This window comes from Pandoraea anapnoica (assembly GCF_902459765.1).
Classification (GTDB): Bacteria; Pseudomonadota; Gammaproteobacteria; order Burkholderiales; family Burkholderiaceae; genus Pandoraea; species Pandoraea anapnoica.
Window position 1 is genome coordinate 503,198 of sequence record NZ_CABPSP010000002.1, and the last position, 19,258, is coordinate 522,455.

20 protein-coding genes and 1 pseudogene are annotated in these 19,258 nt (G+C 62.1%); 12 read left to right on the top strand and 9 right to left on the bottom strand.

Going from position 1 to position 19,258, the window contains the following annotated elements; genetic code table 11:
* Positions 1-312: 312 nt before the first annotated feature.
* Both rpsO and PAN31117_RS05355 read right to left on the bottom strand, forming a co-directional pair.
* On the bottom strand, positions 313-582 hold the full coding sequence (gene rpsO / locus PAN31117_RS05350) for a 30S ribosomal protein S15 (protein WP_039397648.1): 270 nt from the start codon (positions 580-582) through the stop codon (positions 313-315).
* Between the two features lie 287 nt (positions 583-869).
* Positions 870-2,144, bottom strand: coding sequence for a branched-chain amino acid ABC transporter substrate-binding protein (locus tag PAN31117_RS05355; protein WP_150737273.1), 1,275 nt, complete (start codon positions 2,142-2,144; stop codon positions 870-872).
* Between the two features lie 155 nt (positions 2,145-2,299).
* Between PAN31117_RS05355 and PAN31117_RS05360 the strand changes: the two genes are divergently transcribed.
* The 5 genes from PAN31117_RS05360 (at position 2,300) to PAN31117_RS05380 (ending at position 4,809) form a co-directional block, all read left to right on the top strand.
* Positions 2,300-2,896: a hypothetical protein gene (locus PAN31117_RS05360; protein ID WP_246188920.1), complete on the top strand. Its 597-nt coding sequence runs from the start codon at positions 2,300-2,302 to the stop codon at positions 2,894-2,896.
* A gap of 16 nt (positions 2,897-2,912) precedes the next feature.
* Positions 2,913-3,506 carry a sigma-70 family RNA polymerase sigma factor gene (locus PAN31117_RS05365; protein WP_246188933.1) on the top strand — a complete coding sequence of 198 codons (594 nt, stop codon included), beginning with the start codon at positions 2,913-2,915 and terminating at the stop codon, positions 3,504-3,506.
* Positions 3,493-3,702, top strand: a complete 210-nt coding sequence (locus PAN31117_RS05370) for a zf-HC2 domain-containing protein (RefSeq protein WP_150737275.1) — start codon at positions 3,493-3,495, stop codon at positions 3,700-3,702. Before PAN31117_RS05365 ends, PAN31117_RS05370 begins: the two co-directional genes overlap by 14 nt.
* 123 nt (positions 3,703-3,825) lie before the next feature.
* Entirely contained in the window at positions 3,826-4,218 is a 393-nt protein-coding gene (locus tag PAN31117_RS05375) for a DUF4148 domain-containing protein (protein ID WP_174990836.1), read from the top strand.
* 111 nt (positions 4,219-4,329) lie between these two features.
* Positions 4,330-4,809 (top strand): DUF417 family protein, encoded by a 480-nt coding sequence (locus PAN31117_RS05380; RefSeq protein ID WP_150737277.1) that lies wholly within the window; start codon positions 4,330-4,332, stop codon positions 4,807-4,809.
* Between the two features lie 96 nt (positions 4,810-4,905).
* On the opposite strand, the gene PAN31117_RS05385 is transcribed toward PAN31117_RS05380, so the two are convergent.
* The 7 genes from PAN31117_RS05385 to PAN31117_RS05415 form a co-directional block, all read right to left on the bottom strand.
* Complete coding sequence (locus tag PAN31117_RS05385; protein WP_150737278.1) at positions 4,906-6,450, bottom strand: 2-isopropylmalate synthase; 1,545 nt, start codon at positions 6,448-6,450, stop codon at positions 4,906-4,908.
* Positions 6,451-6,808: 358 nt separating this feature from the next.
* A complete protein-coding gene (gene lysM, locus PAN31117_RS05390; RefSeq protein ID WP_150737279.1) occupies positions 6,809-7,297 on the bottom strand; it encodes a peptidoglycan-binding protein LysM in 489 nt (162 codons plus the stop codon).
* A gap of 194 nt (positions 7,298-7,491) precedes the next feature.
* Positions 7,492-8,367 (bottom strand): CDP-alcohol phosphatidyltransferase family protein, encoded by an 876-nt coding sequence (locus PAN31117_RS05395; protein ID WP_039397635.1) that lies wholly within the window; start codon positions 8,365-8,367, stop codon positions 7,492-7,494.
* A 221-nt stretch (positions 8,368-8,588) separates the two neighbouring features.
* Positions 8,589-9,224 carry a phosphatidylserine decarboxylase gene (locus tag PAN31117_RS05400; RefSeq protein ID WP_150737280.1) on the bottom strand — a complete coding sequence of 212 codons (636 nt, stop codon included), beginning with the start codon at positions 9,222-9,224 and terminating at the stop codon, positions 8,589-8,591.
* Between the two features lie 209 nt (positions 9,225-9,433).
* Complete coding sequence (ilvC, locus tag PAN31117_RS05405) at positions 9,434-10,450, bottom strand: ketol-acid reductoisomerase (RefSeq protein ID WP_039397631.1); 1,017 nt, start codon at positions 10,448-10,450, stop codon at positions 9,434-9,436.
* Between the two features lie 77 nt (positions 10,451-10,527).
* A complete protein-coding gene (gene ilvN, locus PAN31117_RS05410) occupies positions 10,528-11,019 on the bottom strand; it encodes an acetolactate synthase small subunit (RefSeq protein WP_039397629.1) in 492 nt (163 codons plus the stop codon).
* A gap of 90 nt (positions 11,020-11,109) precedes the next feature.
* Positions 11,110-12,879 carry an acetolactate synthase 3 catalytic subunit gene (locus PAN31117_RS05415; protein ID WP_039397628.1) on the bottom strand — a complete coding sequence of 590 codons (1,770 nt, stop codon included), beginning with the start codon at positions 12,877-12,879 and terminating at the stop codon, positions 11,110-11,112.
* 458 nt (positions 12,880-13,337) lie between these two features.
* Between PAN31117_RS05415 and PAN31117_RS05420 the strand changes: the two genes are divergently transcribed.
* The 7 genes and pseudogenes from PAN31117_RS05420 (at position 13,338) to PAN31117_RS05450 (ending at position 19,250) form a co-directional block, all read left to right on the top strand.
* Positions 13,338-13,910: an RNA polymerase sigma factor gene (locus tag PAN31117_RS05420; protein ID WP_046292342.1), complete on the top strand. Its 573-nt coding sequence runs from the start codon at positions 13,338-13,340 to the stop codon at positions 13,908-13,910.
* Complete coding sequence (locus tag PAN31117_RS05425) at positions 13,907-14,335, top strand: DUF3619 family protein (protein ID WP_150737281.1); 429 nt, start codon at positions 13,907-13,909, stop codon at positions 14,333-14,335. Before PAN31117_RS05420 ends, PAN31117_RS05425 begins: the two co-directional genes overlap by 4 nt.
* Positions 14,336-14,357: 22 nt before the next feature.
* Positions 14,358-15,212 carry a DUF3106 domain-containing protein gene (locus PAN31117_RS05430; protein ID WP_174990837.1) on the top strand — a complete coding sequence of 285 codons (855 nt, stop codon included), beginning with the start codon at positions 14,358-14,360 and terminating at the stop codon, positions 15,210-15,212.
* 204 nt (positions 15,213-15,416) lie between these two features.
* Positions 15,417-15,992 carry an RDD family protein gene (locus PAN31117_RS05435; protein ID WP_150737283.1) on the top strand — a complete coding sequence of 192 codons (576 nt, stop codon included), beginning with the start codon at positions 15,417-15,419 and terminating at the stop codon, positions 15,990-15,992.
* A 7-nt stretch (positions 15,993-15,999) separates the two neighbouring features.
* Positions 16,000-16,956, top strand: coding sequence for an esterase/lipase family protein (locus tag PAN31117_RS05440; protein ID WP_150737284.1), 957 nt, complete (start codon positions 16,000-16,002; stop codon positions 16,954-16,956).
* A 351-nt stretch (positions 16,957-17,307) separates the two neighbouring features.
* A pseudogene (locus PAN31117_RS05445) lies at positions 17,308-18,081 on the top strand (UDP-2,3-diacylglucosamine diphosphatase); the annotation flags it as partial.
* A 134-nt stretch (positions 18,082-18,215) separates the two neighbouring features.
* Positions 18,216-19,250, top strand: a complete 1,035-nt coding sequence (locus PAN31117_RS05450) for a glycosyltransferase family 4 protein (RefSeq protein WP_039397619.1) — start codon at positions 18,216-18,218, stop codon at positions 19,248-19,250.
* The last annotated feature ends 8 nt before the right edge of the window (positions 19,251-19,258 follow it).

Below are 19,258 nucleotides of genomic sequence, written 5' to 3' on the forward strand. Positions count from 1 at the left end.
ATCGCGCGAATGCAGCAGCGGCGCGATATCGCTGCCGGGGTGATCCCGACGCCTTACAGGGGGGAGTGTTATGCCATTCCAGCGTAGTCCGCTGCGAAAATCCGCCGGCGCGCCTCTGAGACGACCCTGGAATGACACAAGCCCTGCTTGCCGACGAGGCCCCGTAAATCGGTAACGGAGACCGGAAACCCGGCGCAACTGCCGGATTAATCGTCCCGAAAGAGGCTCTCAGAGCATCGATCGGGTACCGCCCAAAAACAAAATGCCTGCATCAGCACGCTGATACAGGCATCTCGTCGTAATCGTAATCGCTTACTTACGCAGGCCCAGCTTCTCGATCAGGGCGCGGTAGCGGTCTGCATCCTTGCCCTTGAGGTAGTCGAGCAGCTTACGACGACGGCTCACCATGCGCAGCAGACCGCGGCGGCTGTGGTGATCCTTCATGTGTGCCTTGAAGTGCGGGGTCAGTTCGTTGATGCGCGTGGTCAGCAGCGCAACCTGAACTTCAGGGGAGCCAGTGTCATTGGCGGCGCGGGCGAATTGCGCCACGACGTCCGACTTCTTGATATCTGCGTTCGACATTTTCTTTCCTTTGGATATACACGCGGTCACGGAAGAATGGCCGTGCCGTGAACTTACAAAAACATGTACGTTTGCCGTACATAAACAAAACTGCAAGTGCGCGATTATACGGGAACCGGCATCACGACGCCACTTTTTTCCGCGCTTTGCCGCAGCAGGCGGGCTTGCAATCCCCCTTGAACCGCTCAAAACACCAAATTCGGACGAATAATCTGGAGAAATTCGTTAAATTATCCAAAAATCACGACAAATCATCCGTTCCGGCCACCGCCGGTGCCGATCACAGCTCAGCGCTGACGCGCCATCCGGCACGTACTCGGCAGCGCCACCTTGTTCATCGGTAGCTCCATCACGGTCCGGAATCCATAGCCCGAGCCCTCGTTGTCGAACTTGACGCCCGGCTCGCCCGCGCGGCGCATCACGGAGACGTACAGCGGCTCGATCATCTGATGGTCGTTCGCCCGCATCCATGCATCGGCCGGCGCCTCACGCACACGACGGTTTTCGAGCGCACGCGCGACGGTCGTCACATCCGTGGTGCCCGCCTGCTCGAGCGCGGCGGCGATCATGTCGACCATCACGCTCATGCGTAGCAACGGGTAGTCGTCGCGCGCCTCCGGATAGCGCGCGCGGAACGCCTTGTAGTAAGCATCCGACGCCTCGCCCCCGACATTCGGATGCCACTCGGCCACCGCGAACACGCGTCCGACACCGGCATCGCCCAGCGCCGCCGGCGCACCGAGCGCGTTGCCGTAGAACGTATAGAACTTGAGCTCCATGCCCTGCTCGCGCGCAGCCTTGACGAGCAGCGTCAGATCGTTGCCCCAGCTGCCCGTGACCACGGTATCGGCCCCGGCCGCGCGGATACGCGCCAGATACGGCGTGAAGTCCTTGACCCGGCCCACGGGGCTGAACTGTTCGCCCACGATCTGCACGTCCGGACGCTTGGCGCCGATCATCTGGCGAGCCAGCGTGGCGACCTGACGACCGAAGCTGTAGTCCTGATTGAGCAGATAGACCTTTTGAATGCTGTCGTCCTGCTTGATGGCTTCGGTGAGCGCCTGCATGCGCATCGCGGCGTTGGCGTCGAACGCGAAATGCCAGAAGCTGCACTGCTCGTTGGTCAGCGCCGTATCGACTGCGGAGTAATTGAAGAACAGCATGCGCTGGCCCGGCTCACGAGCATTGCGCTTGTTGATGGCATCGATCAGTGCCGACGCCACCGCAGAACTGTTGCCTTGCAGGACGAACGGAATACCGAGATCCCCAGCCGCCTTGAGCTGCACGAGACTGTCTTCGACCGCCCCCTTGCTGTCGAACACCGTCAATTCGAGCGGATGTGCGCCATCGCGCAACCTCACACCGCCACGCGCGTTCACGCGGTCGATCGCGAAGCGCAGATTTCGCTCGACCATCGCCCCCGCATTGCCGAAAGGCCCGCTCATCCCCTCGATGAGGGCGAGCCGAATCGGCGGTGCCGCGTTGACCACACCGGTGGCGGCCAGCAGGCCCAAAGTGCACAGCACCGCACAAACGCGCGCCAGCAAGACGTGAGATTTCATCGAGGCCTCTAGAACTGTCCCGGCGCGAATCATAACTTCCACCGCCCGGCCGGGCAAGCCAAGGCACCCCACGATAGGGAACGGTGGCGGTATGCTATCAGCAAGCCACCATCGCCCATATTTTGGGCAAATCCCCACCCCCAATGAGGCCAACCATGACGTATCGTTCCCCCGTGATTGTCGACACCGATACTGCGTCGACGCCATCGGCTCCCGGCTCGGGCGGCGCCTTTGGCCGACATTCTTCAACTCGCGCCATCCGCTGGGCTGTGGCGGGCGTGCTCGCGTTGTCGTTGACGGCCTGTATCACGCCGCCGTGGCAACAATTGCCCGCATCGGCGTCCCAGGCGGAAGTGCAGGCGCAATTGGGCAAGCCCAAGGAGGTCTATCCGCTCGCGCCAGGCGTCACACGCTGGCTCTATCCGACGAAGCCGTTCGGCGAGGAAACGATTGCCGCCGACTTCGATGCTCAGGGCAGGTTGCTGCACGTCACGCAGGTGCTGTCGACGCAGGAGTTCAACAAGGTCGAAATCGACAAATGGACCAAGACGGATGTACTGCATCACTTTGGCGAGCCCGTCGAGACCTCGGCTTTCCCGCTGATGAAGCGCGAAGTCTGGACATATCGCTTCAAGCAGGACGACGTGTGGTTCTCGATGATGAACTTCTATTTCGATGCCGACGGCATCGTCAAGACCACCCAAATCAGCCCGGATCCGCTGCACGAGAAACGGGAAAACAATCTGTTCTAAGTCAGGAGGGCGCCCTATTCCCGCGAATTCGTATCTGGACCACGCGTATCTCGCGGAACTGCGTCGCGACCTGCTGCGCTTTGCCAGGTTGCAATTGCGCGACGAACATCTGGCAGAAGACGCCGTTCAGGAAGCGCTGACGGCGGCTTGCTCGCCATCGAACGAATTCTCGGGGCGCTCCCAGCACAAGACGTGGGTGTTCGCGATTCTACGCAACAAGCTGATCGACACCATGCGAGCTCGACGCCGCACGATCAACGCCTCGTCTCTCGAAGGCGACGCCGATGAGAACTCTGTGTTCGATCGCGAGCTTTTCGACGAGCGCGGTCATTGGCTCGATCACGCACGCCCGCGCCCTTGGCCTCGCCCCGAGACACTCGTCGCCCGTCAACAGTTCTGGGCATTGTTCGACTGGTGCCTGAACGCCCTGCCCGAATCCACCGGTCGCGTGTTTTCCATGCGCGAATTGCTCGATATGGACATCGCCGAAATCTGCCGGGAACTGGATCTCGACGCCAATCATTGCAGCGTATTGCTGTACCGCGCACGCACTCGCTTACGCACCTGCCTGTCGGCCAAAGGACTGGAAACCAACGATGCCCTTGGGTAACTGCGCCAATGTCACACGCTCGCTCTCCGACAAGCTCGACCGGCCGTTGACCGCGCTAGCGAGCGTTCGTGTGCAGGCGCATCTGCTGACATGCACGGGGTGCCGCGCCTACGCTTCGCAAATCGCCACGCTGCGCGCCATATCGCGGCGCGTTGCCGGTCATGCCGACGCCGCCGCAACACAGATAGACGATTAGCAAAATTTTTTTCCTCACGCTGTCATATCCGGCATCTCCCTACGACTAAACGGTGCGATCAACAGCCGACATGCTGCGCGATCGAACTTTCCCACCCACACTTATCGTTTGGAGATGCCTACCATGAAGACGTCCATTCTCGCGGCTGCCGCGTTTGCCCTCGTCAACGTTTCGACCGTCGCCTTTGCCGCCCCGCAGAGCGAACTGACGCGCGAAAAAGTCGTCGCCGAACTCAAGGCGCTGCAAGATGTCGGCTATCAGGGGGCCACCGACCACACCCGTTATCCGACCAACCTTCTGGCGGCAAAAGCAGAACTAGCAAAACGCGAGCACGCGCCCGACGCCGCACGTGAGGCGTCGAACCCGGCGATGGCCCCCACGCAAGCCACCACCGGGGTTGCCACCGGCGACGCCATGCCTGCGCCGACCTCGGGCATGGCGGGCATGAGTTCTGGCATGAAGCGCGCCGCTTACGGCGGCACATCGCTGCACGAGCGAATCTATCGCGGTCAGTAAGTCGTCGATCAGACGTCGATCAGCAGCCACTCGCCGCCGAGTCGGCGGCGAGCCGGGGATGCCTGCGCGGATGCCCCGGGACACAGGACTAATTTCGGAGTCGGTCCACCCATGCATAACTCTCACGTGACATGCCGCACCGCGGCTCGGCTAGAGCGCTTCGCTTACCAATTCGCGCTGTACAGCGTCGTCGGTATCTTCGTCGGCTACGGCCTCTTCAAGTTCACCGAACACGAAGCGGCCGCCATTTTCCCGCTGGTCAACCACCATCCGCTACTGGGTTGGCTCTATCTGGGTCTGAGCGTGCAGACGGTGTCCAACCTCGTCGGCACATTCGAACTCGCCTCGGCGCTGGCCATGGCCTACACCGGCGACTGGCGCGTGCGTCTGGCGGGTAGTCTGGGCGTGGCGCTCACTCTGATCGTGACCGTCTCGTTCCTCGGGACAACACCAGACATCGGCGGCGGCACCTTCGGCTTCCTGATCAAAGATCTGACGCTGTTGGGCGTCGCCCTGCTGGTCGCGGCGCGCACATTCGCGCAAGGCCACAAGCACGCCGACCACGGCCCTTGCCATCCGGCGCTGAGATAGCAAAAATGCCCGCCCCTGACGAACAGGGTGCGGGCATTTTCGGCGTCGACAGACGATGCACCGGCCGGAGCATCGACCGACCGGGCCTACCGGCGATTACGGCGTGAGCTGCGGGTTTAGCTTCTCAGCCTTCGAGTACAGCTTGTTGAGTGCCGACAGATAGGCCTTGGCCGATGCCGCAACGATGTCCGGGTCGGTGCCGACGCCGTTCACGATGCGTCCGGCCTTCGACAGACGCACCGTCACTTCGCCCTGCGACTGCGTGCCGGTCGTGATGGCGTTGACCGAGTACAGCAACTGCTCCGCACCGCTCTTCACCTGCGATTCGATGGCGTTGAGCACGGCGTCGACCGGCCCGTTGCCGTCGGACTCACCCACGAGCTCCTTGCCCTGCGCCGTGAACACCACGCGCGCGCTCGGACGCTCACCGGTCTCGGAGTGCTGCGCCATCGACACGAGGTAGAAGTGCTCGTTGCCTTCGGCCTGCGCTTCGTTCGAGACGATTGCGAGAATGTCTTCGTCGAAGATTTCCGACTTCTGATCGGCGAGTTCCTTGAAACGGGCGAACGCGGCATTCACGTCCTGCTCCGACTCCATCTCGATGCCCAGTTCTTGCAGACGCTGCTTAAACGCATTACGGCCCGAGAGCTTACCCAGCACGATCTTGTTCGCCGTCCAGCCCACGTCTTCCGCCCGCATGATTTCATACGTATCGCGCGCCTTGAGCACGCCATCCTGGTGGATGCCTGACGCGTGCGCGAACGCATTGGCGCCCACGACGGCCTTGTTCGGCTGCACGTTGAAGCCGGTGATCTGCGAGACGAGCTTCGACGCCGGCACGATCTGCGTCGTATCGATGCCGAGTTCCAGACCGAAATAATCCTTGCGCGTCTTGAGCGCCATCACCACTTCCTCGAGCGACGTATTGCCTGCCCGCTCGCCCAAGCCGTTGATCGTGCACTCGATCTGACGCGCGCCGCCCAGTTGCACACCCGCGAGCGAGTTTGCCACGGCCATGCCCAGGTCGTTGTGGCAGTGCACCGACCAGACCGCCTTGTCCGAATTCGGCACGCGCTCTCGAAGCGTGCGCACGAGCTGGCCGTAGAGTTCCGGCACGCCGTAGCCGACCGTGTCGGCCACGTTGATGGTCGTTGCACCTTCGTTGATCACGGCCTCGAGCACTCGGCACAGGAAGTCCAGATCCGAACGGCTGCCGTCTTCCGGCGAGAACTCGATGTTGTCGGTAAATTGACGTGCGTAACGCACAGCAAGCTTCGCCTGCTCGAACACCTGGTCCGGGCTCATGCGCAGCTTTTTCTCCATGTGCAACGGCGACGTGGCGATGAACGTGTGAATACGCGACGAATTCGCCCCCTTGAGCGCTTCGGCGGCCCGCGCGATATCGCGGTCGTTAGCGCGTGCGAGCGAGCAGACCGTGCTTTCCTTCACGATCCCGGCGATCGCCCGAATCGCCTCGAAATCGCCGTTCGAACTGGCCGCGAAACCGGCTTCGATGACGTCCACGCGAAGTCGCTCCAGTTGACGGGCGATGCGGATCTTCTCGTCGCGGGTCATCGACGCACCCGGCGACTGCTCACCGTCGCGCAAGGTCGTATCGAAAATGATCAGCTTGTCGGCCATGATTTGCTCCTGAGGGGATTTCGTAGGGTTCGGTATTTTTTTGATATCAGCGCGCGGCGCGCGCCGGCATGGCCGGCCCGAGGGCGGAGAAACAGCATGGCATCAGTGGCACCGCAGATGACGCCGTATGCGATGCCAGAAACGACGCCAAACGGTGCGTGAGGAAGGCCCGGAGCCAATTTGGCGCCTGAAATCATGAGCGCCAATATAGTCGCAAACGGGTGATTCCGCAACGCGGGCGGCAGACGTCAAGCCCCGTGCACACGGGCATTCGCGGCCATCGACCAGGCTGCTTGCAGGCCCATAAACGAAACAGCCCGGCGCAAGGCCGGGCTGGCAATCACGGGACGAATCCCGATCAGAGCGTCGGAATGCGCAGTACCTGCCCCGGATAAATCTTGTCAGGGCTTGAGAGCATCGGCTTGTTCGCTTCGAAGATGCCGTTGTACTTGCTCGCATCGCCATAAACCGACTTGGAGATGGCCGACAACGTGTCGCCTGATTTCACCGTGTAGTACGTGGCTTCGACCGACGCCGTCGAGACCGACATCTGATCGTCCACCTTGGCAACCCCCTTCACGTTGCCGCAACACAGGAGGATCTTCTCCTTGGTGGCCTGATCGGCAGCCACGCCGTAGACCTTGACGGTTCGGGTTGCGCCGTCGAATTCCACGTCGAGACCGGTCGCATCCAACCCCTGCGATTTGATGTAGTTTTCGATGGCCTCACCGGCGGCGCGGTTAGCCGCATCGGCATCGGGCCCCGGGGCGGGTGGCGGTGCATCTGCCGCGTGAGCGTTACCGAGCAGTGCCTGACCGGCTTCCTTCACGAAATCGAGTATGCCCATGATTTCTCCTTCGTCACGTCGAACTATGGAAAACAGCGCCGGGCCCTGCCAGATCGACGAAAAACGGCCCGTGCCACAAGGGTACTTCGCCTACCAACGTCAAGATTAGCGCATCCCAACGATGTCATACCTGACAACTCTGACAGGTAGATATGACAGGGGGCGTACCGAGACGCCCCCTGCTTCCTACCCTGTTATTCGTCAACTTCGCCGAAAATCCGCTGACGGCGGCCTTTGACGAAGCGGAACGCCCACAGCACGTAGCCCGACACGCTGTACACACAGAACATGCCGAACAGCGCCAGCGGCGGGTCGGACGACACCAGAATGAAGCCCACCATGAACAGCAGCACTACGCCGAACGAGACGCGCTGGCGCACATCGAGCGCCTTGCCGCTGTAGAACGGCGCATTCGACACCATCGACATCCCCGCGTAGATCGTGAGGAAGAATGCGACCCACGGCATCCAGAACACGTTTACCGGCAACTTGTTGTCGATCGTGATCCAGACGAACCCGGCGATCAGCGCCGCGGCCGCCGGACTGGCGAGTCCCTGGAAGAAGCGCTTGTCGACCACGCCGATGTTGGCGTTAAAGCGCGCCAGACGTAACGCCGCCCCCGCCACATAGACGAACGCCGCCAGCCAGCCCCACTTGCCGATTTCGTGCAGGATCCACTCGTACATCACCAGCGCCGGTGCGACGCCAAACGACGTCATATCGGACAGCGAATCGTACTGCTCACCGAAGGCGCTCTGCGTATTGGTCATGCGGGCCACACGCCCGTCCATGCCGTCGAGCACCATCGCGAAAAAGATGGCAATGGCCGCTTGCTCGAAGCGGTCGTTCATCGCCTGCACGATGGCGAAGAACCCGCAGAAAAGTGCTGCGGTCGTGAAAGCGTTCGGCAGCAGATAGATGCCGCGATTGCGCGGACGCACCGGCACATCGTCCTCCACACCCTGGTCGTGGTCTTCGTTCATCGATGGCTCTGATGGATTCTTGTGACGGCCGAACGGCGAGAGATGCCTGACATTGTTGCGCAAGCGGCCGCGATGGTTTTCCGGCATCTATAACTCCTTGTCGATGCTAGGGTCGATGGACAGACCCCAAGACTGCGGGCGAACCCGCGACGGATCACCGCTATTGGAACGTGAAACGCGAAAGCAGTTGCAGGCCGCATCGCCAAACCCCGGCACCCCGTGGCAAAGCTTGACGACACGGCGGCCACAGCGACGCGCAGCCCTGAGGTCGCGCCGCCGCCACTGGCCCTGATGCGGTTACGAGTGGCTTACAGCTCGGCAAGAATCGTCGAGGTGGCAGACACCTTGTCGCCGATCGCCACGCGCGGGCGCGAACCCAGCGGCAGATAGACGTCGACACGCGAACCGAAGCGAATGAAGCCGTAACGCTGACCACGCGTGAGACGGTCGCCCGCATTCACGTAGCACAGGATACGGCGCGCGATCAGACCCGCAACCTGCACGCTCGTCACGATCTGGCCACCCACGTCGATCACCAGCGCATTGCGCTCGTTCTCGAGCGACGCCTTGTCGAGATCGGCATTGAAAAAACGTCCCGGGAAATATTCCACCTTGGTCACCGTGCCGTCAACCGGGGCACGATTCGAGTGAACATTGAAGACGTTCATGAAAACGCTGATTTTCAGCGCTTCACGGCCTGCGTAGGGGTCCTGCGTGGTTTCGATGGCCACGATACGGCCGTCTGCCGGGGAGAGCACGGCATTGGCCTGCTGCGGCACTTCACGCGGCGGGTCGCGGAAGAACTGCAGAACGAACAGGGCGATCACCCAGAACGGCGCGGCCCAAAACACGCCAGCCATAAAATGCACGACGAGCGCGACGGCGACGGCGATACCCAGGAAGGGCCAGCCCTCACGGGCGATGATCGGGTGAGGATAATTCATGCGATTGAACTCGCGTCCTTGGTAAAACGGTTGAGTGAGCGGGTCGGCCTGCTTTGGACCAAACCGTGGCGTGGCGGCATTGTAGCAATGCGCGCGGCGCGGCGACACTTTTTCCCCAACCGACACGCGGATGTCATAAAAAAACCGCCCGTTTTACCGCAGCGACAGCTACGGCAAAACAGGCGGTCAGCGACGTCAGTGCAGAGAACTTAGTTCTTCGACTGGTCGACCAGCTTGTTCTTGGCGATCCACGGCATCATTGCGCGCAGCTTGCCACCCACTTGCTCGATCTGGTGCTCGGCCGTGATACGACGACGCGAGATCAGGGTCGGGGCGCCTGCCTTGTTTTCCAGGATGAACGACTTGGCGTATTCGCCGGTCTGGATGTCGGTCAGGCACTGCTTCATGGCCTTCTTCGTCTCTTCCGTCACGACGCGCGGGCCGGTGACGTACTCGCCGTATTCGGCGTTGTTCGAGATCGAGTAGTTCATGTTGGCGATGCCGCCTTCATAGATCAGGTCGACGATCAGCTTCAGTTCGTGCAGGCACTCGAAGTAGGCCATTTCCGGCGCGTAACCGGCTTCGACCAGCGTTTCGAAACCGGCCTTGATCAGCTCGACGGTACCGCCGCACAGCACGGCTTGTTCGCCGAACAGGTCGGTTTCCGTTTCTTCGCGGAAGTTCGTTTCGATGATGCCGGCACGGCCACCGCCGTTAGCGGCAGCGTACGACAGCGCGATGTCGCGAGCGGCGCCCGACTTATCTTGTGCCACGGCGATCAGGTGCGGCACGCCGCCACCTTGCGAGTACGTCGAGCGCACCGTGTGGCCCGGGGCCTTCGGGGCAATCATGATGACGTCGAGGTCGGCGCGCGGGATAACGCAGCCGTAGTGCACGTTGAAGCCGTGCGCGAAGGCCAGCGCTGCGCCTTCTTTGATGTTGGCATGCACTTCGTTCTTGTACACGTCGGCGATTTGCTCATCCGGCAGCAGCATCATGACGATGTCGGCCGACTTCACGGCTTCCGCCACTTCCTTGGTGTTCAGGCCAGCGTTGACTGCCTTGTTCCACGAAGCGCCGTCTTTGCGCAGACCGACCGTCACGTTCACGCCGCTGTCTTTCAGGTTCTGTGCGTGGGCGTGGCCTTGCGAGCCGTAACCGATGATCGTGACTTGCTTGCCCTTGATGAGGGAGAGGTCGGCGTCTTTGTCGTAGAAAACTTTCATTTGGAGTGTCCCGTATTACCAAAAATAAACTGCAATCAGAATGGATTGAAATCCGCTTACCGCGTTGCCGTTGCCGGTCAGACCTTCAGGATGCGCTCTCCGCGCCCGATGCCCGAGCCACCGGTACGAACCGTCTCGAGAATCGCCGTCTGGTCGAGCCCTTCGATAAATGCGTCAAGCTTCGACGAATTTCCGGTGAGCTCAATCGTATAGGTCTTTTCCGTAACGTCAATGATGCGGCCGCGGAAAATATCCGACATCCGCTTCATCTCTTCCCGCTCTTTGCCTACCGCGCGAACCTTGATCAGCATGAGTTCGCGCTCGATATGCGCGCCCTCGGTCAGATCGACCACCTTCACCACTTCGATGAGCCGGTTCAGGTGCTTCGTGATCTGCTCGATGACGTCATCGGAGCCGGTCGTGACCACCGTCATGCGTGAGAGCGACCGGTCTTCGGTCGGCGCAACGGTGAGGGTCTCGATATTGTAGCCACGTGCCGAAAACAGTCCCACCACGCGCGACAGCGCGCCCGGCTCGTTTTCGAGCAAAACAGAAATAATGTGCCTCATGGTGTATCCCGGATTGTCCTTGTTGGGGACGCCGCGCCCACGCTCCGGCAATGCCGGCAGCGACTGGCAGCGCGTACGTGCCGCTTCGTCTTACAGATCTTCCGAACCTAGCAGCATCTCGCTGATGCCCTTGCCCGCCTGAACCATCGGCCAGACGTTTTCGGTGGGATCCGTTTGGAAATCCATGAATACCGTGCGGTCCTTCAGAGCCAGCGCCTCGCGCAGTGCCGGCTCGACGTCCGACGACTTCTCGATGCGCATCCCCACATGACCGTACGCCTCGGCGAGCTTCACGAAGTCCGGCAGCGCGTCCATGTACGAACTGGAGTAACGCTTGCTGTATTCGATCTGCTGCCACTGACGAACCATGCCCAGATAGCGGTTGTTGAGCGACAGGATCTTGACCGGCGTGCGGTATTGCAGGCACGTCGAGAGTTCCTGAATGCACATCTGGATCGAGCCTTCGCCGGTGATACAGGCGACTTCTGCGTCCGGATGCGCCATCTTCACGCCCATCGCCGCCGGCAGGCCGAAGCCCATCGTCCCCAGACCGCCCGAGTTGATCCAGCGGCGCGGCTTGTTGAAGCGATAGTACTGAGCGGCCCACATCTGATGCTGACCGACGTCCGAGCACACGAAGGCTTCACCGTCGGTGAGTTTCCAGTAAGTCTCGACCACGTGTTGCGGCTTGATGATCTCGCTCTTGCGATCGAAGGCGAGGCAATCGCGCGAACGCCATTCCTCGATCTGCTTCCACCAGTCGGCAAGGGCCCCGGTATCCGGGCCGTGCTCGGCGGTTTGCAGGTTCTCGATCATCTCGCGCAGCACTTCCTTCACGTCGCCGACGATCGGAATGTCGACCTTCACACGCTTGGAAATCGACGACGGGTCGATATCGATGTGAATGATCTTGCGGGCGGTCGACGAGAAGTGTTCCGGGTTGCCGATCACACGGTCATCGAAGCGCGCGCCGATGGCGATGAGCACGTCGCAGTGCTGCATGGCCATGTTGGCTTCGTACGTACCATGCATGCCCAGCATGCCGAGGAACTTGGGATCGCTCGCGCGATACCCACCCAGGCCCATGAGCGTATTGGTCACCGGATAGCCGAGCAGGTCGCAGAACTGGTTCAGCTCCTTCGACGCGTCGGCCAGAATGATGCCGCCGCCGGTATAGATGTAGGGACGCTTGGCCGAGAGCAGCAGGCTCATGGCCTTGCGGATCTGGCCCGAATGCCCCTTCGTCACCGGGTTGTAGGAGCGCAGCGACACCGTCTTCGGATATTCGAAGCGGCAGCGTGCCTTGGAAACGTCCTTCGGAATGTCGACCAGCACCGGACCCGGACGGCCCGTCTTGGCGATATAGAAGGCTTTCTTGATCGTGGCGGCGAGGTCACGCACATCCTTCACGAGGAAGTTGTGCTTGACGCAGGGACGGGTGATACCGACCGTGTCGCACTCCTGGAAGGCGTCCTGACCGATAGCGGCCGTGGGCACCTGCCCGGTGATGATGACGAGCGGGATCGAATCCATGTACGCCGTGGCAATCCCGGTGACCGCATTGGTCACGCCCGGGCCAGACGTCACGAGACACACGCCGACTTTGTCGGTGGAACGCGAATAAGCGTCGGCCGCATGCACGGCTGCCTGCTCATGGCGCACCAGAATGTGCTGGATCTTGTCCTGCTTGTAGAGTTCGTCGTAGATGTAGAGAACCGAACCGCCGGGATAACCCCACAGATGTTCGACTCCCTCTTCTTGAAGCGAGCGCACGAGGATCTCGGCGCCAATCATGTCTTCAGAAGTATTTTGGTGGCGTGTAGCTTCCGCCTCGGAGAATTCCGCGCTTGGCATGTTCATCGTCGACCTTTCAAAGTTTCGGCAAAAATTTTGATTGGGTGCTCTCCCCACGAACTTGTGGTCCGGGCTCAAGCTGCGCGTCTGAATGATGGACCCACCTGATGGGTGTGCCGATATTGAGACAATCACAGATATTGCGAACTGGCAACGTTACCGGTTTGCAGCAAAATGGTCAAGCAAGTTTATGCATTTGCAGCATGATCGCGAAGTCCAGTTCGCAAAATTCCCACATCGTGCGGCGCGCGTCCCCACGCTGGTGCACAATCTTCACATGATAGGAAGCCGGCACAGATCCGACCGACCTAACTCGACATAACGTGACACAACCGGAAGCAAAAGCGGTTACAGGCAGGCGCGTTTTTGGTAGCATCCGCTCCGACTACGCGATCTTTACGTAATCTTTACGCTTACACGGCATTTCACAGGCGCAGCGGCCGACGCTGCGTGTACCCCACCGGATGGCATCTGACAAGGAACTGGCGGATTTTCTCGCGGGCATCGAACGGCGCGCTTTCAAGCAGGCCGTCTATGCCGTACGCGACGACGAGGCCGCCCTCGATATCGTTCAGGATGCGATGATCCGTTTGGCCGAGAAGTACGGCGACAAGCCGCCGTCCGACCTGCCCCTGCTGTTCACGCGCATCCTCCAGAACACCATTCACGACTATTTCCGCCGCCAGAAGGTGCGCAACACGTGGGTCACGCTGTTCTCCAACCTCGCCGGCCCTGGCGACGACGAACGCGACGACTTCGACCCGCTGGAAACCTTACTGGGCGAGGACGGGTCTGTGCAAACCGAGAGCAGCGAAGACTCGGTTTCGCGTGCCGAAATCCTCACGCTCATTGAAGCGGAAATACAGAAACTACCGACACGTCAACGAGAAGCCTTCCTCATGCGTTACTGGGAAGACATGGACGTTGCCGAGACCGCAGCCACGATGGGGTGCTCGGAAGGCAGCGTCAAGACGCACTGCTCGCGTGCCACTCACGCGTTGGCACAGGCGTTGAAGGCAAAAGGGATCAGGTTATGAGTCACGATCTGGAAACGAGGGAAATTCGCTTCGCACATCGCGTGCGACTGGCATTGGACGAAGCGTCCGAGGCACCGTCGCCGAACATCGCGGCCCGGCTGGCCGCCGCGCGCCAGGAGGCGCTCGCCCGTAAAAAGCCCGAACCGGTAGCCGTTGTGCAACCGGCGCTGGTGCTCGCGGGTGTGGGCGCCATGCAATCGCCGGATATCGGCGGGCCGCGTCGCGCGTTCGACAAACTGGGCCGTCTGGGTCTGCTCTGGCCGCTCGCCGCACTGGTGATCGGTCTGGCAGGCATTGCGTACTGGGAACATCAGCAACATATTCAGGACCTGGCGGATATCGACGCTGCCGTATTGAGCGACGAACTGCCGCTGTCGGCCTATGCCGATCATGGTTTCAACGCCTACGTGAAGCGTGCCCAGTAGTCCCCCCATCCAAGACCAGCCAGTGACGCGACGCAACGTACTTTTTCTGGTCGCCGCGCTAGTCGTCGCCGCTCTTGCCGGCACGGCAGCGCTGCGCCGCTCGCAAGCCCCCGAACCGGTGTCCGACGTGCCGCCGGTGATCGACGGCACCACCGCGTCCGGCAACGGCGCGGCGGCGGCCTCCGGCCCCGTCGGTACGCTCACTGCCAGCCAGCCCGCTGCAACCAGTGCGCCGCTGGCCGCTCTGCCCTCGCCGGGCGGCGCGTGGGCGAAACTCAATGCTGCACAGCAGGAAGCCCTTGCCCCGCTCGCCCAGGACTGGAACCGGATGAGCGAACGTCAGCGCGAGAAGTGGGTCGAGATTGCCAAGCGTTTCCAGACGTTATCACCCGAAAGCCGCAAGCGTCTGCACGACCGCATGGCCGACTGGGTGCGCCTCACGCCTGAGCAGCGCCAACTGGCCCGCGAAAGCTATCAAAACGCCAAGACCCTGCCGCCGGAGCGCAAGGCGCAGGTCTGGCAGCAGTACCAGCAGCTTACGGAAGAACAGAAAAAGCGTCTTGCGGCGGACGACAAGAAGCAGTCCAACCGTCCCAACGTGGTCAGCGCACCGCCCACGGGCCGTTCCGGCGTGAAGAATCCGTACGCTGCGGTTCATCGCAAGGACGGTGCTGCCGCCTCGAAGAACGGTGCGTTGCCTGTACCCGCACCGGTCGCGTCGACCCCGTCGGCCGCCCTTCCGGCACCGGTGTCCGGCTCGTCGTCACCCACCGCGTCCAATCCGTCAGCCGCCAGCAACGGTGCAGCCAGCGCCGCCCCGGCCAACAGCGACAAGAATGCGGATACCTTCAATTCGGACCTGTATCACCATAACTGACGCCAAACGTCAGCCGACGTGACAGTCGACGGCCGCCTTCGGGCGGCCGTTTGCATTTGGCGCCCGCGCGAGGCTACCCCGGCTGGCTGGCCCATCCGCCCAATCTTCCGCATAATGGGCGACGCCTTCTCAGCGAACGCATGCTGCCGGATGCAAACCGGGCCGCCACGCGCCTTCGACAACAAGACCTCAGACCACGCCGCGATGACCGACTCCGCTACGACTCAGCCTGCCAAGCCGCCTCGTTCGTCTCATTCGTCCCATGCTGCCGCCACGCCCGACTCCGCCGGGTCGCAAGACTATGCCGTGCCGACGTTGCGCCGCCGTCTGCTCTCGATGGTCTACGAGTCGCTGCTGCTCTTCGGCGTGCTTTTTCTCGCGGGCTACCTCTTCAGCGCTCTGACGCAGCAACGCAGCGGCCTGATGTACCGCCACGCCATGCAAACGTGGCTGTTCCTCGTGCTCGGTGCTTACTTCGTCTGGTTCTGGACGCATGGCGGTCAGACGCTTGCCATGAAGACCTGGAAAATCCGCCTCGTCGACGCGCACGGTTTGCCGGTGCGCCCGGGCCGCGCCGTCCTGCGCTATGTCCTTGCGTGGCTCTGGGTGCTGCCGGCCATGGCGCTCGACTGGGCGCTGGGACTCACCGGCTGGAACAGCGTCGCGCTGCTGGCCGGATGGCTTGTCGTCTGGGCGCTCGCTATGCGCGTGATGCCCGATCATCAGTTCGTTCACGACCGGCTCGCCGGTACGCGGCTCGTCAGCGTTTTGGGCAAATGAGGGGACGATGAGCACGCCGCCGCTGGCCGCCACCCCGGTGCTGCGGCCCTCCCGTCCACATCTGATTTACGGCGCGATCGAAATCGGCCTGTCGATCGTCGTCGCCATCGCGACGTGGTCGGCGTGGCACAGCCCGTGGACGACCGTGCTCTGGACACTCCTTTGGCTTCCTGCCTCCCACGCGCTCGGCCTTGCCGCCGGATTCGTCATGGCGGCGCACGGCGACCCGAGCCCTGAGCGTCGCACCACCGCAGGCACGAATATCGCCGTCTGGGCTTATGAGTGCGCAGCGTCGATCCTCCTGCTCGATCTGTACCAACCGTGGTTCAGCGCCGCCCCGCTGTCGGCACCCAGCGGACCGGCACGCCCCGTGGCGGTCCTCCTGCTGCATGGTTACGGCTGCAATCGCGCCTTCTGGCTGCGCTTCTCCCGTCATCTGGCGGACGCGGGCTATCACTGTGACGCCATCAATCTCGCACCGATCTTCGGCGACATCGACGACTACGCCGAGACCATCGCCAACGCCGCACAGGGCCTTGCAGAGCGCACGCGGCTGCCCGTGGTCGTCGTTGGGCACAGCATGGGCGGGATCGCCGCACGCGCCTGCCTGCGCCGCTTTCCGACGCTGCCTGTCGCGCACACCATCACGCTGGGTTCGCCGCATTTCGGCACGCTGCATGCGCGTCATGGCATCGGACATAACGTTCGTCAGATGAGCATCGGCAGCGAGTGGCTGGTGGCGCTGGCCAGCAGCGAAAAGGATTCCGAACGCGCACGGATCACGTCGATTTACACGACGCACGACAACGTCGTGTATCCGGTGCGCACGTCGGTGTTGCCGGGCGCACACAACATTGCGGTGGACGGGCTGGGGCACGTCTCTCTGGGCACGCATCCGCGCTCGCGGGCGCTGGTGCTGGAAACACTTGAGCGCGTGGCGCAAGGTTTGCGGCACGGCAACTGACGCGGGCACGGCAATGACGCCCGGCATCTCGCGATGGGTGCATGCGCTGCATGCTGTCGCATCGGCACGACGCTAAAAGACACTTTCGCGACACGCGCATGACTGTCATCGTGCGTTCACGAAGACATGGCGGAATGCTCGCATGTTCAACGCGACGTGCGAGCCGCTATGACGACGACACCTACTTTCGATCTGCCGATCCCAACGCCTTCGGCTCGCGCCGGTCACTTCGCAGATACCCCACCGGGCCGCTCCGCCTCCCCGCCCGCCAGCCCTCCCGCCACACCGCCCTCCATCATCGACCTGCCGCCGGACACTCCCGATCCGCTCGACCCGCCGCCCGAAGGCATCACCCGCTACCGCACCATCTGGCTCTCGGACATTCACCTCGGCACGCAAGGCTGCCAGGCGGAGTATCTGCTCGACTTCCTGCGGCATCACGAGTCGGATTATCTGTATCTCGTTGGCGACATCATCGACGGCTGGCATTTGCGCAAGGGCTGGCACTGGCCGCAAGCGCACAACGATGTCGTGCAGAAAATGCTGCGTCGCGCGCGCAAGGGCACGCAGGTCATCTACGTGCCGGGCAATCACGACGAAGCAGCGCGTCAGTTCTGCGGGCTGGCGTTCGGCGACATCGCAGTGCGCGACGAAGCGTTTCACACCACGCTCTCGGGCAAGCGTCTGTGGATCACGCACGGCGATCTGTTCGACGGCGTGATTCAGCATGCCAAGTGGCTCGCTTATCTGGGCGACTCGCTTTACACGCTCACGCTGCTGCTCAACCGCTGGTTCAACCGCGTGCGCACGCGCTTCGGCTTCCCGTACTGGTCGCTCTCGCAGTACCTGAAGCATCAAGTGAAGAACGCCGTGAATTTCATTTCCGCGTTCGAGAACGTGATGGCCGACGAAGCGCGCCGCCGCGGTTGTGACGGTGTGGTGTGCGGGCACATCCACAAGCCGGAAATCCGCGAGATCGACGGGCTGCTGTATTGCAACGACGGCGACTGGGTCGAAAGCCTGTCGGCGCTCGTCGAGACGACCGAAGGCGAGCTGAAGATCATCTACTGGACGCAGAAGCGCAACACGCGCGAGAGCGTGAAGGCTACACCGGTCAGCGCCTGACACGGCGACAGCGGCCCGCGACACCCCGAACTCAACCTGCGCACGGACGGCCGCACACCGCCCGACGTGCGCTTCACTTCACGCGCGATTGCGCGCGTCATTCCACCCGCGCCATACGCGCGAAGGAGCGCCCGATGAAAATCATGATCGTCACCGACGCCTGGGATCCGCAGATCAACGGCGTGGTCCGCACGTTGAAGAACACGCGCGCTCAATTGGAAGCGGCCGGCCATCGTGTCGAGCTGCTCACGCCGCAGGAATTCCGCACAATTCCGTGCCCGACTTACCCTGAGATCCGTCTGGCGTTCTTCGCTGGCGGACGCGTCGGACGCCGCATCGAAGACTTCGCCCCCGATGCCCTGCACATCGCCACCGAAGGCCCGCTCGGCATGGCCGCGCGCAAGTGGGCGGTGCGTAACGGATTCCCGTTCACCACCGCCTATCACACGCGCTTCCCAGAATACGTGCAGGCGCGCTTCGGCTTCCCGCTCTCTGCCACCTACCGCTTCCTGCGTTGGTTTCACAAACCCTCGCGTGCGGTCATGGCCCCCACGCCAGTCGTCAAACGCGATCTCGAAGCGAACGGCTTCGATAACGTGGTGTTGTGGACGCGTGGCGTCGATCTCGACATCTTCCGTGTGCAGGAAGCACATGTGCTAAATTCAGCACATCCGATTTTCCTCTACGTAGGGCGCGTTGCCGTGGAGAAGAACATCGAAGCCTTCCTGAAACTGGATCTGCCCGGCTCGAAATGGGTCGCGGGCGAAGGGCCGCAACTGGCCGAACTCCGCTCGCGCTACCCCGATGTGAACTATCTCGGCATGCTCTCGCAGCCTGAACTGGCGAAGGTCTATGCATCGGCCGACGTCTTCGTCTTCCCGAGCCGCACCGATACGTTCGGTCTGGTGCTGCTCGAAGCGATGGCGTGCGGCCTGCCGGTGGCGGCCTATCCGGTGACCGGGCCGGTCGATGTATTCGCCGGCTGCCCCGAGGGCGACGGCGGCGCATTGCGTGAGGATTTACGCGAGGCGTGTCTGGACGCCCTCAAGGTCTCGCGAGCCAGCGCGCGTGCTTGGGCCGAGCGCTTTTCGTGGCAGGCGGCCTCTGAAGAATTCGCCTCGCATCTGCATCCGCGCAAGCCCGAGCCGTCGCTCGCGCCCGCGGTCTGATCCACCTC